The 14,086-nt window shown below is 65.8% G+C and carries 15 protein-coding genes; 10 read left to right on the forward strand and 5 right to left on the reverse strand.

From position 1 onward, the window contains the following. Window positions 1–461: 461 nt before the first annotated feature. Window positions 462–1,715 (reverse strand): cyclopropane fatty acid synthase, encoded by a 1,254-nt coding sequence (locus CK489_RS25625; RefSeq protein WP_095734254.1) that lies wholly within the window; start codon window positions 1,713–1,715, stop codon window positions 462–464. 259 nt (window positions 1,716–1,974) lie between these two features. Between CK489_RS25625 and CK489_RS41450 the strand changes: the two genes are divergently transcribed. The 3 genes from CK489_RS41450 (at window position 1,975) to CK489_RS25640 (ending at window position 4,105) form a co-directional block, all read left to right on the forward strand. Beyond that, on the forward strand, window positions 1,975–2,940 hold the full coding sequence (locus CK489_RS41450; protein WP_158226504.1) for a prolipoprotein diacylglyceryl transferase: 966 nt from the start codon (window positions 1,975–1,977) through the stop codon (window positions 2,938–2,940). 101 nt (window positions 2,941–3,041) lie between these two features. After that, entirely contained in the window at window positions 3,042–3,647 is a 606-nt protein-coding gene (locus CK489_RS25635) for a TetR/AcrR family transcriptional regulator (RefSeq protein WP_050627552.1), read from the forward strand. Continuing rightward, a complete protein-coding gene (locus CK489_RS25640) occupies window positions 3,644–4,105 on the forward strand; it encodes a PaaI family thioesterase (protein ID WP_050627553.1) in 462 nt (153 codons plus the stop codon). The genes CK489_RS25635 and CK489_RS25640 overlap by 4 nt, the downstream gene beginning before the upstream one ends. Before the next feature lie 48 nt (window positions 4,106–4,153). Here the strand turns inward: CK489_RS25640 and rplI are convergent, their stop codons facing one another. The 4 genes from rplI to rpsF all read right to left on the reverse strand — a co-directional run bounded on the left by rplI (window position 4,154) and on the right by rpsF (window position 6,618). Continuing rightward, entirely contained in the window at window positions 4,154–4,756 is a 603-nt protein-coding gene (gene rplI / locus CK489_RS25645; protein WP_050627554.1) for a 50S ribosomal protein L9, read from the reverse strand. A 52-nt stretch (window positions 4,757–4,808) separates the two neighbouring features. Continuing rightward, window positions 4,809–5,777 (reverse strand): DUF2232 domain-containing protein, encoded by a 969-nt coding sequence (locus CK489_RS25650; RefSeq protein ID WP_095734256.1) that lies wholly within the window; start codon window positions 5,775–5,777, stop codon window positions 4,809–4,811. A 127-nt stretch (window positions 5,778–5,904) separates the two neighbouring features. Beyond that, a complete protein-coding gene (gene rpsR / locus CK489_RS25655; protein ID WP_016844287.1) occupies window positions 5,905–6,144 on the reverse strand; it encodes a 30S ribosomal protein S18 in 240 nt (79 codons plus the stop codon). A 6-nt stretch (window positions 6,145–6,150) separates the two neighbouring features. Continuing rightward, window positions 6,151–6,618, reverse strand: coding sequence for a 30S ribosomal protein S6 (gene rpsF, locus CK489_RS25660; RefSeq protein WP_021079846.1), 468 nt, complete (start codon window positions 6,616–6,618; stop codon window positions 6,151–6,153). Between the two features lie 349 nt (window positions 6,619–6,967). Between rpsF and CK489_RS25665 the strand changes: the two genes are divergently transcribed. The 7 genes from CK489_RS25665 to mltG all read left to right on the forward strand — a co-directional run bounded on the left by CK489_RS25665 (window position 6,968) and on the right by mltG (window position 13,913). After that, a complete protein-coding gene (locus CK489_RS25665) occupies window positions 6,968–7,678 on the forward strand; it encodes a TetR/AcrR family transcriptional regulator C-terminal domain-containing protein (protein ID WP_050627556.1) in 711 nt (236 codons plus the stop codon). Continuing rightward, the gene (locus CK489_RS25670) at window positions 7,675–8,700 is read left to right on the forward strand and encodes a fatty acid desaturase family protein (RefSeq protein WP_095734257.1); all 1,026 of its coding nucleotides are present in this window, start codon (window positions 7,675–7,677) and stop codon (window positions 8,698–8,700) included. Before CK489_RS25665 ends, CK489_RS25670 begins: the two co-directional genes overlap by 4 nt. Window positions 8,701–8,924: 224 nt before the next feature. Further along, on the forward strand, window positions 8,925–9,878 hold the full coding sequence (gene fabD / locus CK489_RS25675; RefSeq protein WP_095734258.1) for an ACP S-malonyltransferase: 954 nt from the start codon (window positions 8,925–8,927) through the stop codon (window positions 9,876–9,878). Window positions 9,879–9,896: 18 nt separating this feature from the next. Next, window positions 9,897–10,634 carry a 3-oxoacyl-[acyl-carrier-protein] reductase gene (gene fabG, locus CK489_RS25680; RefSeq protein ID WP_050627630.1) on the forward strand — a complete coding sequence of 246 codons (738 nt, stop codon included), beginning with the start codon at window positions 9,897–9,899 and terminating at the stop codon, window positions 10,632–10,634. Window positions 10,635–10,924: 290 nt separating this feature from the next. After that, entirely contained in the window at window positions 10,925–11,164 is a 240-nt protein-coding gene (locus tag CK489_RS25685; protein ID WP_002716125.1) for an acyl carrier protein, read from the forward strand. A 96-nt stretch (window positions 11,165–11,260) separates the two neighbouring features. Then, window positions 11,261–12,526 carry a beta-ketoacyl-ACP synthase II gene (gene fabF, locus CK489_RS25690; protein WP_095734259.1) on the forward strand — a complete coding sequence of 422 codons (1,266 nt, stop codon included), beginning with the start codon at window positions 11,261–11,263 and terminating at the stop codon, window positions 12,524–12,526. A 127-nt stretch (window positions 12,527–12,653) separates the two neighbouring features. Continuing rightward, window positions 12,654–13,913: an endolytic transglycosylase MltG gene (gene mltG, locus CK489_RS25695; RefSeq protein WP_095734260.1), complete on the forward strand. Its 1,260-nt coding sequence runs from the start codon at window positions 12,654–12,656 to the stop codon at window positions 13,911–13,913. Window positions 13,914–14,086: the final 173 nt, after the last annotated feature.

Genomic DNA, 14,086 nt, shown 5'->3' on the forward strand with positions numbered 1-14,086 from the left:
GCCGCTACGCCAGTTGCGATCAAGGCGTAGTCGGTCACGAGGTCGCGCTGCGGGTCCAACATCGTCTGATGCGTTTCTGGGGTCATTCTGGACCACTACGACAGCCCGGAGCGGACCTCTGTGAAGCAGATCACATCTGTCGCATTTTCTTTGCGGCAGCTTCGCGGGAACGACCCGGCGGATTCCGGGTTGTCCTTGCTCAGGGAAGATACGGCGTCGATGGCTCGAGAGTTTCAGACCGCGCGATCAGGACTTGGCAGGGCAGGCGGCATGGACCGCCGCTGGCTGGTGGCGCTTGTCGATGCGATGGAGCAGGCGGCGCGTCCGGAGGTCCGGAATGTTCCCTGCGATCCCAGGCTGGTGTCCGCCGCCGTAGCGCATTTGGCGCGTCCGGCCCCAAGCTTCGCCCATTGTGGGTCGGCTTACAGCCTGCGCAACTAGCAGCACCTCCTACAGCGCATTCACTCGCCGGCGAGTTGCAGCCGGGGCCTTGAGGCGCCGGCTTCCTTGAGGCGCAGCCGGCCTTCCTCGCGCCCGATATAATCGCGGGTCATCGGCACGATGCCCTGGCGCTTGGTGAGCTGCAGCTGGAAGTTCATCATGTTCTGGACGCGGAACGACATCTCCGAAGCCGCCAGGTAGAATTCCCACATCCGGGCAAAGGTCTCGTCGTAGAGCCGGACGGCCTCCTCGCGCCGCGCCATGAAGCGGTCGCGCCATGCCTTCAGGGTCTCGGCGTAGTGCAGGCGCAGGATCTCCATGTCGCAGATCAGCAATCCGGCCTTCTCGATCGCCGGCATGACCTCCGAGAGCGCCGGAATGTAGCCGCCGGGAAAGATGTATTTCCGGATCCACGGGCTGGTGACGTCGGGACCGGTCGAGCGGCCGATCGAGTGCAGCATCATGACACCGTCATCGCTCAGGAGCTCGGCGCAGCGCTTGAAGAAGGTCTCGTAGTAGGCGACCCCGACATGCTCGAACATGCCGACCGACACGATGCGGTCGAACGGGCCGGGAATGTCGCGATAGTCCTGCATCAGGAAACGCGCCGATTGCGCCAGGTTGCGCTCAGCCGCCCGGGCGTTGGAGATCTGCAACTGCTCGGTCGACAGCGTGACGCCGGTGACGTCGGCGCCGCTCATCTCGGCAAGATAGAGCCCGAGGCCGCCCCAGCCGGAACCGATGTCGAGCACGCGTTGGCCTGGTTTGATCAGAAGCTTTGCGGCGAGGTGGCGCTTCTTGGCGAGCTGGGCGTCGTCCAGCGTCGCGTCCGGCGTCTCGAAATAGGCGCAGCTGTATTGCTTGTCCGCATCGAGGAAGAGCGAATAGAGGCGGCCGTCGAGATCGTAATGGCGGGCGACGTTACTTCTGGAGCGGCCGCGCACATTGATCTGCTGGGCGCGCCGACCGAGGAAGCGCAGCCAGGCCTGTAACCTGGCAAAGTTCGGCAACATGGCTGCCTGGCCCATCAGCACAGCCAGGACGTCGGCGATAGTGCCTTGCTCCACCACGAACGTGCCGTCCATGAAGGCTTCGCCGAGGTAAAGTTCTGGGTCGACCAGAATGCGGATTTCGGCCGCCCTGGACATGAAGCGCGCGGCAACCGGAACGCCGGTTCCGTCACCACAGCTGAATTGAGCGCCGCTCGCGGTCGTGAACGTGATCGAACCGCGGCGGATGAAGCGCCCCAAGAAGTATCGCAACAATCGGTCCATCGAAACACCAACGGAACGGCAAGCTGCACACCGACACCACCGGAGTTGATCACTCCAATGTGTCCCCAAACCAAAACATAGGCAGGGAATTGGATCGCGCTATTGCGTTGTGCTCAAAGCCGATATTCCAAAATGTGACAATTGCGTGGATGCGTCACGCGCGCGCTTCCATTCGCGCGATAATCGTCTAAAAGGTGACCGCCGCGGCCGATCCATCAGGCACAGGCGGCGAATTTTCCGGAATCTGGAGACTTAAGGAATGTTGAGCCGAGCCCTCAGTCTGGCGACGGTGACGCTGCTGGTTGGCCTGTCGGCCGGGTCAGCGCGCGCGCAAAACCTCGAGGCCGGCAAAAGCCCCTCCCAGATTTTCGCAAACACTTGCACAGCGTGCCACAAGAGCCCGCGCGGCCTGCTGAAGACCGTGCCCGCCGGTTCGTTGCCGGGCTTTCTGCGTCAGCACTACACGACTTCCAGCGACATGGCCGGGGTGCTCGCGTCCTATCTGATTTCGAACGGCGCCAACGACCCGCGCTACCAGGCCAAGGATCAGCCCAAGGGAGCCAAGGGCAGGGAGAGCAGGCAGGAGGCAAACCAGCCTCCGGAGCAGGCCTCCGAGCGTCCGTCGCGCCGGCAGCACCAGGGTGCAGCGGCGCAGGAAGGTGCCAGGGAAGGTACAAAGCCCGATGCCGACGGTTTGACCCAGGCGCCGGCCGAGGGACGTCATGGCCACCGCGGCCGGCGGATGGCCCGCCCGACCGAAACGCCCGAGGGCGCCAAGCCGGAGGACGGTCAGACGCCGCAGGCCGCAAGCGAGGGCAAGCCGTCGCGCCAGAAGCATGGCCGCCGCGGCAAGCCGGTCGAGGAGCCGAAGTCGGGCGAGGCGGCCAAGGGCGAGACCTCCGGCGACGAGCCGAAGTCCCAGACTGCCGTGAAGCACGAGGACAACGGTGAGGCCGAGAAGCCGGCGAAACCCGCCAGCCAGCCCGACGCGGCCAAGCTCGATGCGCCCAAGATCGATGCGCCCAAGAGCAGCGAGCCTTCTGCCGTGCGTTCCGACCCGGTGCCGCAGGTCGCTCCGGCGCCAACCGCGCCCGAGCCGGCCGCTGCGGCTTCTCCCACACCGGCGCCCGCCGCGCCGGTGACCGCGACGGCACCTCCGCCGCCGCCGCCTCCACCCCCGACGACGTCAGGCTCCGGCACGCCGGAAGCGCCAAGCTCGAAGTAACTGCCGACGCCGGGCCCATGAGGTCCGGCGTTTTCATTTGACCGTCGCTAGAGTAAAACTCTAGAGTAATGATCTAGCCAAGGAGATACCGGGGAGGCGAAGTGAGCACGGCACGGGAAGATCTGCTGGCCGCGGGGCTGGCGGTGTTCGACCGCGATGGCTTCGAGGGCGCGACGGTGGCCGAGATCCGCGCCCGCGCCCGTGCGTCCAACGGCAGCTTCTTCCACTTCTTCACCTCGAAGAAGGCGCTCGCCGGAACCCTGTTCCTCGAGATCCTGCAGGCCTATCACGCCGCGATCATCACCGCGGTCGACGAGACATGCGGCGCCAGCGAGGGCGTCGCGCGGCTGATCCACGCCCATCTCGACTGGGTCGTGACCTCCAGGCGCGAGGCACGCTTCCTGTTCGAGATTTCACGCAGCGAGTGGGGCGAGGAGGTGCGCGGCGCACAGCGCACCGAGAACGCGCGGCTTGCCGACGGCATCGAGCGCTGGCGCGCACCGTTGCTCGCGCGCGGCGAATTGCTGCCGATGAGCGCGGTGCTGTTCTTCAGCCAGATCATCGGGCCGGCGCAGATCTTCTGCCGCGCCTATCTGTCGGGCCGCCAGCCCGGCGATCCGCGCGAACAGGCCGAGACGTTGATCGCCTGCGCGATCCGCGCGGTGGTGGCGCCGGGAGCGCCGGAGCGAACAGGAGGGACGTCATGAACGAGACCGATCCGGACTTTGCGCCGATCGAAACGCGGATCCGCGACAATGTCGGCCGTCAGGGCTTCATGGGACTTGTCGGTGCTGAAGTGGCCGAACTGTCGCGCGGAACGTGCACGCTCGCGGTCGACCGCCGGCCCGAACTGTTGCAGCAGCACGGCCTGTTTCACGGCGGGGTGACGGCGTTTCTGGTCGACAACGCCACCACGATTGCGGCCGCGACGTCGCGCGGCCAGCCGGCGCTGACGGCCGAGTACAAACTCAACCTGCTGTCGCCGGCGTCGGGGGATCGGCTGATCTGCCGGGCGCGCGTGATCAAGCCGGGGCGTCAGGTCGCCGTCGTCGCGGCCGACGTGTTCTGCGTCATCGACGGCAAGGAGAAGCACACCGCGACCGCGCTGGCATCGATCGCGATGCTCGACGATCAGGCGGCGGCACGAATCCAAAGCCCGGCCTGATGGGGCCGGGCTTGGTCGCATGTGGTCGGTTCGACGATCGCGAGAAGCTTACTTCTCTTCGGCGGCCGGAGCCGGTGCGGCTTCGTCGTCGTGCTGGGCTTCCGGATCGAAGAATTCGCCGGCGGCGGCGAGCGCCTCGGCGGCAGCGTCCTGGTCTTCCTGGCGGGTCGAGATGTCCTCGCCGCGCTTGATGCGCTCGGCCTCTTCGGCGGAGCGGGCAACCGTGACCGTGACGCTGGTCTCGACCTCGGGGTGAACCGCGATTGTCACCTTCTGCTTGCCGATCACCTTGATCGGCGAGTCGAGCCAGACCTGCGGACGGGCGACGGTCACGCCGTCGGCGGCGAGCGCGGTGACGATGTCGCGCACCGTGACCGAGCCGAACAACTGGCCGGATTCGGAGGCCTGGCGGATGATGACGATGTCGCGGCCGTCGATCTTCTCGGCGACCACGCTGGCTTCACCCTTGGCCTTGATGTTGTTGGCCTCGAGCTCGGCCTTCATGCCGTCATACTTGGCGCGGTTCGCCTCGGTGGCGCGCAGCGCCTTGCCGCGCTTCAGCAGGAAATTGCGGGCGAACCCGTCCTTGACGCGCACGACTTCGCCCATCTGGCCAAGCTTGGCAACGCGTTCCAGCAGAATGACTTCCATTTTCGTTCTCCTTTAGAGTCTAAGTATCGGGTTTAAGTGGTTGGATCGAATGTCAGGCCGCGGGCAGCGGCGGCGGTCTGGTTTGCAGATAGCGCTGGCGCAGTCCGAATACGGCGTCGGCAATGCCGAGCGCGAAGATCGCAACGACCGGCCAGCCGAACATGACGACGACGGCGTAGATGCCGCCGAGCCAGAAGCCGCGGCTGTTGAGCGACAGCGTCAGCGTGTGCAGCACCGCGAAGCCGACCAGCGCATAACCGATCACGAGTGCCGTGGTGATGATCTGGGCAAGCAGCGCAAGCATGCCGCCGACGAAGCTGAGCGCCGCCGCCACCAGTAGCGCGACCAGCGTCATGGCGGGAAGCGCGGTGCTGCGCAGTTCCGGCCAGGGCCGGTTGAGCCGTCCGGAGGTCTGCGTGATCTTGCCGGCCAGCCACAGATTCAGCGTCAGCGTGACCATCGAGAGGATCGTCGCGGCCAGCGGCGCGAGGATCACCAGCATGTCGACCAGCCGTTCGATCTCGCCGCCGCCTTGTCCTTCGCCGCTGCTGAGCACCTTCAGCAGCCCGCGTCGCAAAGCGCCGGTAATCGCATCGCTATCCGAGCCGAGCGTGAGCAGCGTTGCCGTCGTGGTGATCACCGCAAAGGCCGCGATCCAGAGCAGGATCCGGCCGACGGGATACCATTCCAGCGCGGGCGGCTGTTGGGTGGCGCCATCGCCGGCCGCGCCCGCGATCGGCCGTCCGAGCAGTGCGAGGTGGCCGAGCCACCAGCCGGGCACGGCGACCATCATGGCAAAAGCGATGCAGTAGGGAAGCCCGAAGATCGCGCCGAGCGCGGATGCCGCACCGATGCCGCCAATGGTGGCGGCGAGCGGGCCCCAGCCGAGCGCCGTGACCATCACGGGCAGTGGGGCCAGATAGAACAGCACGATCGAGATCGCCGCGCCCGAAACGATCGAGGCGAACATCAGCGCCGACGCGGCGCCGGCTGCAAGTGCAACGATGAATATCGCGATCATCAGCTGTCCCGCCCCCTTTGAGCGGTTAGGGGTCCTCAGTCGAGAACCCCAACCATCGGCGACCGGAACGACCCGGAAGCCTTATGAGAGTAAGCGGCCGGCGGCTTATGCCGCCGGCCGTCGTCAATTACCTGATAACGTAAGGCAGCAGGCCGAGGAAGCGCGCGCGCTTGATGGCGCGGGCGAGCTCACGCTGCTTCTTGGCGGACACGGCCGTGATGCGGCTCGGCACGATCTTGCCGCGCTCGGAGACGTAACGCATCAGCAGCTTGGAATCCTTGTAGTCGATCTTCGGCGCATTCGCGCCCGTGAACGGGCAGGACTTGCGACGACGGAAAAACGGACGGCGGGCACCAGCATCAGCCATGATTCATTACTCCTCGGTCGCAGCTTCTTCGTCGCGCGGACGGCGCGGACCACGGTCGCCACGGAAACCACCTTCGCGATCGCCACGGAAGCCACCGCCTTCGCGGTCGCCACGGAAGCCACCACCACGGTCATCGCGCTCGCGATCACGGTCGGCCTTGCGCATCATCGCGGACGGGCCTTCCTCGTGCTCTTCGACGCGCACGGTGAGGTAACGGATGACGTCTTCGTTGATCCGCTCCTGGCGCTCGATCTCGGTGACGACAGCCGACGGAGCGTCGATGTTCATCAGCACGAAATGCGCTTTGCGGTTCTTGTTCATGCGGTAGGTGAGGGAGCGCACGCCCCAGCTCTCGGTCTTGGTGACCTTGCCGCCGCCCTGTTCGACGATACCCGTCATCTGGGCCGTCAGTTCATCCACCTGCTGGGTGCTCGCATCCTGACGCGCGAGAAAAACATGCTCATAAAGAGGCATGGTTGTCCTTTCCTGTGTTGGCGCGGGTTTCCGGCGACAAGCCCTTCGAGACCTTCGGAAAGGACTCGAGCTGCTCAGAAGGCGGGAGCACGGGACGACGGGCCGACTGGCCCTGCCACATCAAAATCAACGGGTGAGTTTGCTGAGACCGTCCGTTCAGCTCCCGGCCGGAGCCCACGAATGGCGCGCTTTATACGGATTTTGGCTGCGAAGGCAAGGGTCCAGGCAGGCGCCGGGCCCCGGGATTTGCAAGGCGACGTAGGCGTCAGGCCCTTCCGCGCAACTTTCGGCCGTTTTCGGTTGATTTCTTTGTTTGTATATCATACAAATAAATCCGGGAGGATGATCGATGGGTTCGGAGACCGCCAGCGGCATGTCTGCGTCCGATCCGAAACACGCGGTCCGCGCGACGCGGTCGGCGGGGCGCAAGATGCGCTCGCTGCTGCTCGATGCCGCGAGCCGCCTGTTCAAGGAGCGTGGGCTCTCCGGCACCTCGATCTCCGACATCGCCGCCGCGGCGGACGCCTTTCCAAGCCAGATCACCTATTACTTCCGCACCAAGGAGGCGCTGTTCGTCGAAGCCGCCAGCCGCGACATGCTTTATCTCGCGCGCGCGACCGAGCAGGCTGCCCTGAAGGCCCACACGCCGCGCGAATACACCCACGCTTTGGCCGAGACCGTGACCGCGACCGACACGGTCGCCTTCTTCGCCGAAGCCCTGACCCTGACACGGCGCCGGCAGGACCTCGCGCCGCTGGTCGAGCGCACCATCGAGCGCCTGCACAGCGAAGGCGCGCGTGCCTATGCAGGCCAGGTCGAGCGCCACGGCTGGCGTTCGCTGCGCGCCCCCGAAGAGAGCTCGCGGCGGTTCTGGGCGATTGCGATCGGCGTGATCGTCGAAGGTTTTGCGATGGGCCGCGGCGCCGAGGAGATGTGCCGCGAATTGCTGCGCGCGCTCGGCGAGCAGGCAACATCGACATCGGCCGCTGACACGACGCGCCTGCGCCTGGTTGGCGACCGCGACAGTTCATCCGCTCCGGACGGGGAGACCAGCTCATGACCGCGCTTCGCATGCGTGCCCGCGATTTCCTCACCGAAGACGAACTCGTGGCGGTGCGCGAGCGCACGACATGGAAGGGTGTCGCGTTGATCGCGCACGCCTGGGCGCTGATCCTGGGCGCGATCGCGCTGGTAGCGTGGTGGCCGAATCCGCTCACCTATCTGCTCGCCGTCGCAACCATCGGCTCGCGCCAGCTCGGCCTCGCCATCCTGATGCATGACGGCGCGCATGGCTGTCTGTCGGCGGACGAGAGGACCAATCTGACGCTGAGCCAATGGTTCTGCGCCTATCCGATCTTCGCCGAAACCCGTGGCTATCGCCGTTATCATCTGCAGCATCATGCGCGGACGCAGCAGGAGGACGATCCGGATCTCGTGCTGTCGGCGCCGTTTCCGATCACGAAGCTGAGCTACCGCCGGAAATTCCTTCGCGACATCACCGGGCAGACCGGCTACCAGCAGCGCAAGGCGCAGCTGCTCAACGCGATCGGGCCGAAGGAGTGGCCGCTGTCGCAGCGCGCCGCCAACTTCCGGCAGAAGCTCGGGCCGCAATGCGTCACCAACGCGGTGCTGTTCGCAGGCCTTGCCGCCGCCGGCGTGTGGTGGGCCTATCCGCTGTTGTGGCTGGTGCCGCTCCTGACCTGGATGATGGTGATCACGCGCATCCGCAACATCGCCGAGCATGCCGTCGTGCCCGACAGCGCCGATCCCCTGCGCAACACCCGCACGACGCGGGCCAACCTCCTTGAGCGGCTGTTCATCGCGCCGTACTACGTGAACTATCACCTCGAGCATCATCTGCTGTTCTACGTGCCGTGCTACAACCTGCCGCGCGTCCACCGCATCCTGAGCGGAAGCCGCTTTGCCGACAGGATGGAGGTGCAGCCGGGCTACGCCGCCGTGCTGCGGCTGGCGACGGCGAGGCCTGTCCACGAGGACCGGCCGGGGCAATTGGTCAACAGCGCCCGCCGGGCGCGGGCCGGTGCCAAGGTTAACGCTGACCAGAATGCCGGCGGATTCTAGGGCCGAACCGGTTCGGCATCCCCAGGGGTTCCGCCCACGCGGCTTGACATCGCGCCCCCCAACGGTGTCTTACGGCCCGGTCTGAGGCCGGTTGCATGACTTGGTTGCAAGGGATTGGCCCGGACCCGCTGTGGCGCGTTTCGCGCAACGCGGATACCGTTTTCCCCTGCGGCAGGCGCGAGGCGCCTGCGCGGAGATCACGCTCAACAAGGTAGGGATCGCCGATGACGGCAGCATTTACGTTTCCCGGGCAGGGCTCGCAGGCGGTCGGCATGGGCAAGGCGCTGGCCGATGCCTTTCCGGTCGCCAAGGCGGTGTTCGACGAGGTCGATGCCGCGCTGGGCGAGAAGCTGACCGCGATCATCTGGGATGGTCCGGCGGAAACGCTGCAGCTCACCCAAAATGCCCAGCCGGCGCTGATGGCGGTCTCGATCGCCACCTTGCGCGTGCTCGAGAGCGAAGCCGGCTTCTCGGTCGGCCGCAACGCTGCGTTCGTTGCCGGGCATTCGCTCGGCGAGTATTCGGCGCTGGCCGCCGCCGGCAGCCTCACCGTCAGCGACACCGCGCGGCTGCTGCGCACCCGCGGGCTCGCGATGCAGAAGGCGGTGCCGGTCGGTGCTGGTGCGATGGCCGCGCTGCTCGGCCTGGATTACGAGGCGGCCGTCGCGGTCGCCAATGAGGCGGCGCAGGGCCAGGTCTGCCAGGCCGCCAACGACAATGGCGGCGGCCAGGTGGTGGTCTCCGGCGACAAGGCGGCGGTCGACCGCGCCGTCGAGATCGCCAAGACCAAGGGTGCCAAGCGCGCGATGCTGCTGCCGGTCTCGGCGCCGTTCCACTGTAAGCTGATGCAGCCGGCGGCCGATGCGATGGCGGAGGCGCTGGCTGGCGTCACCATCAAGGCGCCCGCAGCGCCGCTCGTTTCCAACGTACTGGCCTCCGCCATCACTGATCCCGACGAGATCCGCCGCCGTCTGGTCGAGCAGGTCACCGGCACCGTTCGCTGGCGCGAGTCGGTTGCCTATATGGCAGCGCAGGGCGTGACGCGGTTCTTCGAGATCGGCGCCGGCAAGGTGCTGAGCGGCCTCGTCAAGCGCATTGCAGATGGCGCGGTCGGCGTGTCCGTCGGCGGTCCGAACGATATTGCTGCGGCCAAGGATGCGCTGGCAGCGTCGGCTTGAAGCCGGGAGGGGAATTCGATGTTTGATCTGACTGGCAAGACCGCACTCGTCACCGGCGCAACCGGCGGCATCGGCGGCGCGATCGCGCAGGCGCTGCACTCGCAGGGCGCGACGGTCGCGATCTCGGGGACCCGGCGCGAGGTGCTGGACGGCTTCGCGGCCAAGCTCGGCGAGCGCGTTCACGTGCTGCCGTGCAACCTCTCGAGCAAGGATGATGTCGAGGCGCTGGTGCCGGCGGCGGAAGCGGCGATGGGGCAGGTCGATATCCTGATCGCCAACGCCGGCATCACCCGCGACAATCTGTTCGTGCAATTGCGCGATGAGGATTGGGACGACGTCATCGCGGTCAACCTGACCGCGACCTTCCGGCTGGCACGCGCGGCGACCAAACTGATGATGCGCAAGCGCTTCGGCCGCATCATCGCGATCACCTCGATCGTCGGCGTCACCGGCAATCCGGGGCAGGGCAACTACACCGCGTCGAAGGCCGGCATCATCGGCCTGATCAAGACACTGGGCGCCGAATACGCCAAGCGCGGCGTCACCGCCAACTGCATCGCGCCGGGTTTCATCAAGACGCCGATGACCGATGCGCTGAACGACAAGCAGCGCGAAACCATCCTGGCGAAGGTTCCTGCGGCGCGGCTCGGGACGCCCGAGGATATCGCTGCGGCAGCGGTCTATCTGGCCTCGAACGAGGCCGCCTACGTCACCGGACAGACGATTCACGTCAACGGTGGGATGGCTATGATTTGAGCTACTTACCGGCCTCTCGCAATGCGGCGAAAAGCCGTTTTCGGGAGCCGGTTCAGGCGTGTAGTCAAGGCTTTGGAAGTATGGTAGCTGAACCCCCCGTGGATGGGCGAAGAACGCCATTGCAGGATTTTGAAACCCTGTATATTGGCGTGGCGACGCCTGCCGTTCGCCGGGGCTTTAGTCGGCTACGACCGGGCCGAATCAAGACTATGCGCGGCTGAGTAATCGAGACGACCACGATGGCTCGTATCGTCTTGGGGTCGGGTCCAATGGAACAACGAGGTTGAACGATGAGTGAGATTGGCGAGCGGGTTAAGAAGATTGTGGTCGAGCACCTTGGTGTCGAACCCGAGAAGGTGGTCGATAGCGCGAGCTTCATCGATGACCTCGGCGCCGACAGCCTCGACACCGTCGAGCTCGTGATGGCTTTCGAAGAAGAATTCGGTTGCGAGATTCCGGACGACGCGGCGGAGACGATCCTGACCGTGGGCGACGCGACCAAGTTTCTTGAGAAGAACGCGAAGAGCTGACGCCGATCGCGACGTTGACGGGGCCGGACGGACCGTGATCGAGCGGTCCCCCGGCTTCTTACTATCAGCCGCGCATTGCTGGCCGGAGACGTGGAAATGAGACGGGTTGTCGTCACGGGGCTGGGCATGCTTACACCGCTCGGCTGCGGCGTTGACGCAACCTGGACGCGCATCCTCGCCGGAGACAGCGGCGGCAAGAAGATCGACACCTTCGAGGTGTCCGACCTGCCGAGCCAGGTCGCCTGCTACATTCCGCGCGGCGACGGATCGAACGGCACCTTCAATCCCGATCAATGGATGGAGCCGAAGGACCAGCGCAAGGTCGACGACTTCATCGTGTATGCGATGTGCGCGGCCAAGCAGGCGCTCGACGATGCCGACTGGCATCCGAAGTCCGACGAGGACCAGTTCGCGACCGGCACGATGATCGGCTCCGGCATCGGCGGCCTCACCGGCATTGCCGAGACCGCGGTGCTGCTGAAGGAGCGTGGCCCGCGCAGGATTTCTCCGTTCTTCATTCCGGGCCGCCTGATCAATCTGGCGTCCGGCTACGTTTCGATCGAGCACGGCCTGAAGGGCCCCAATCATGCGGTCGTCACCGCGTGCTCGACCGGAGCGCATGCGGTCGGCGATGCGGCGCGGCTGATCGCGCTCGGCGATGCCGAGGTGATGGTTGCGGGCGGCGCCGAATCGCCGATCTCGCGCATCGGCATTGCCGGCTTCTGTGCCGCGCGCGCGCTGTCCACCGGCTTCAACGACACCCCGGAAAAGGCATCGCGGCCCTACGACAAGGATCGCGACGGCTTCGTGATGGGCGAGGGCGCCGGCGTTCTCGTGCTCGAGGAATACGAGCACGCCAAGCGGCGCGGTGCGAAGATCTACGCCGAGGTCACCGGTTACGGCCTGTCGGGCGACGCTTTCCACATCACCTCGCCGCCGCCGGACGGCAATGGCGGCTTCCGCAGCATGAGCATGGCGCTGAAGCGCGCCGGCCTTGCGGCGTCCGATCTCGACTATATCAACGCGCACGGCACCTCGACGCTGGTCGGCGACGAGATCGAGCTCGGCGCGGTTGAGCGTCTGCTCGGCAATGCGGCCTCGAAGGTGTCGATGTCGTCGACCAAGTCCGCGACCGGACATCTGCTTGGTGCGGCCGGCGCGATCGAGGCGATCTTCGCGATCCTGGCGATTCGCGATAACGTGGTGCCGCCGACCATCAATCTCGACAATCCGTCGGTGCAAACGGCGATTGATCTCGTGCCGCACACGTCGCGCAAGCGTGACGTCAATGTGGCGCTGTCCAATTCCTTCGGTTTCGGCGGCACCAACGCCTCCGTGATCGTGCAGCGCGTGACCAATTAGTAGGTCTTTAGAACTAGTCCACCGTTTTGCCGTATTCCGCGGTGACTCCTAATAGCGGGCGTATGCTATTGGCAGGGCAGGGGTTTGTCCGGCCACGATTCAACCGGCAGGATATTGGTTTGCATCGATGAGTGAGAGGCCGCCCATTTCACCGAGGAGTCCACGTGCCGCGCTGGAGCCTGAACAGGTTCCGCCGCCGCCCAAGCGCTCGGATCGCGCCCGCAATCCCTTCGTGATCGTCGGCAATGCCATCTTCACGATCCTGATCATCCTGATGCTCGGCGCCGGCGCGACGTACTACTACGGCAAGCAGGCGCTGGAATCGCCGGGACCGCTGCAGGAAGACAAGATCGTCAACATCCCCGCGCGCGCCGGCAAGCGCGACATCGCCGACGTGCTGTTGCGCGAGGGCGTGATCAACGTCAATCCGTGGGTCTTCATCGGCGGCGTGTTTGCGCTGAAGGCGAGCTCCGACCTCAAGCCCGGCGAATATTCGTTCCAGAAGAATGCCAGCCTGCGCGACGTCATCGCCACCATCGTCGACGGCAAGGTGGTGCAGCACGCCATCACGATCCCGGAAGGCCTGACCTCGGAGCAGATCGTGTCGCGGCTCTCCGACAACGACATCTTCACCGGCTCGGTGCGCGAGATTCCGCGCGAGGGCACGCTGCTGCCGGAGACCTACAAATTCCCGCGCGGCACCACGCGCGACCAGGTGATCCAGCGCCTGCAGCAGGCGCAGAAGCGCGTGCTTGCGGAGATCTGGGAACGTCGCAACACCGACACGCCGCTGAAATCGCCGGACCAGCTGGTGACGCTGGCCTCGATCGTCGAGAAGGAAACCGGCCGCGCCGACGAGCGCAGCCGCGTCGCCGCCGTGTTCGTCAACCGCCTGCGGCAGCGGATGAAGCTGCAGTCAGATCCGACCATCATCTACGGGCTGGTGGGCGGCAAGGGCACGCTGGGGCGTCCGATCAAGCGCAGCGAGATCACGCAGCCGTCGCCCTACAACACCTATGTGATCGACGGCCTGCCACCCGGACCGATTGCCAATCCCGGCCGCGCCTCGCTGGAGGCGACCGCCAATCCGGCGCGTACGCGCGACCTATTCTTCGTTGCCGACGGAACCGGCGGCCACGCCTTCACCGAAACCTACGACCAGCACGCCAAGAACGTCGCCAAGCTGCGCGCGTCGGAGAAGCAGATCCAGAACGACACCGTCGAGCCCGCGGATGATCCGGCGCCTGCCGCCGCGGCCCCCGGAGCGGCCGACACCAATCCCACGGCGGCCACGCCGCCGAAGCCCACCAATCAGAAGAAGCCGCCGCGCGGCGGTCGCCAGGGCGCAGCCCAGCAGACCAATTCGCCGCCCGTCGTGCAGCGCTGAGGCGCGGTGCGATCATCGCGCTTTGGCTTCTGTTTGGGCATGATCTTCCGGAAGACTGCTTCACAGTCGCCCAGATCATGCCTCAGCTCTGCGTTTCCGGAAGGTGGACGTAATTCCACTTTCACGGAATCCGTTTTAAGGTCGTCACGGCTGCCCACGAGTCTCGGAAGGCT

It is taken from the genome of Bradyrhizobium sp. UFLA03-84 (assembly GCF_002289535.1).
GTDB lineage: Bacteria > Pseudomonadota > Alphaproteobacteria > Rhizobiales > Xanthobacteraceae > Bradyrhizobium > Bradyrhizobium viridifuturi.

Excerpts from the sequence above, each read along its gene's own strand:
- fabD (WP_095734258.1), top strand. The coding sequence starts at position 8,925 with ATGACGGCAGCATTTACGTTTCCCGGGCAGGGCTCGCAGGCGGTCGGC.
- rplI (WP_050627554.1), bottom strand. The coding sequence starts at position 4,756 with ATGGAAGTCATTCTGCTGGAACGCGTTGCCAAGCTTGGCCAGATGGGC.
- CK489_RS25685 (WP_002716125.1), top strand. The coding sequence starts at position 10,925 with ATGAGTGAGATTGGCGAGCGGGTTAAGAAGATTGTGGTCGAGCACCTT.
- fabG (WP_050627630.1), top strand. The coding sequence starts at position 9,897 with ATGTTTGATCTGACTGGCAAGACCGCACTCGTCACCGGCGCAACCGGC.
- CK489_RS41450 (WP_158226504.1), top strand. The coding sequence starts at position 1,975 with ATGTTGAGCCGAGCCCTCAGTCTGGCGACGGTGACGCTGCTGGTTGGC.
- CK489_RS25670 (WP_095734257.1), top strand. The coding sequence starts at position 7,675 with ATGACCGCGCTTCGCATGCGTGCCCGCGATTTCCTCACCGAAGACGAA.
- CK489_RS25665 (WP_050627556.1), top strand. The coding sequence starts at position 6,968 with ATGGGTTCGGAGACCGCCAGCGGCATGTCTGCGTCCGATCCGAAACAC.
- rpsF (WP_021079846.1), bottom strand. The coding sequence starts at position 6,618 with ATGCCTCTTTATGAGCATGTTTTTCTCGCGCGTCAGGATGCGAGCACC.
- fabF (WP_095734259.1), top strand. The coding sequence starts at position 11,261 with ATGAGACGGGTTGTCGTCACGGGGCTGGGCATGCTTACACCGCTCGGC.
- CK489_RS25640 (WP_050627553.1), top strand. The coding sequence starts at position 3,644 with ATGAACGAGACCGATCCGGACTTTGCGCCGATCGAAACGCGGATCCGC.
- CK489_RS25625 (WP_095734254.1), bottom strand. The coding sequence starts at position 1,715 with ATGGACCGATTGTTGCGATACTTCTTGGGGCGCTTCATCCGCCGCGGT.
- mltG (WP_095734260.1), top strand. The coding sequence starts at position 12,654 with ATGAGTGAGAGGCCGCCCATTTCACCGAGGAGTCCACGTGCCGCGCTG.
- rpsR (WP_016844287.1), bottom strand. The coding sequence starts at position 6,144 with ATGGCTGATGCTGGTGCCCGCCGTCCGTTTTTCCGTCGTCGCAAGTCC.
- CK489_RS25650 (WP_095734256.1), bottom strand. The coding sequence starts at position 5,777 with ATGATCGCGATATTCATCGTTGCACTTGCAGCCGGCGCCGCGTCGGCG.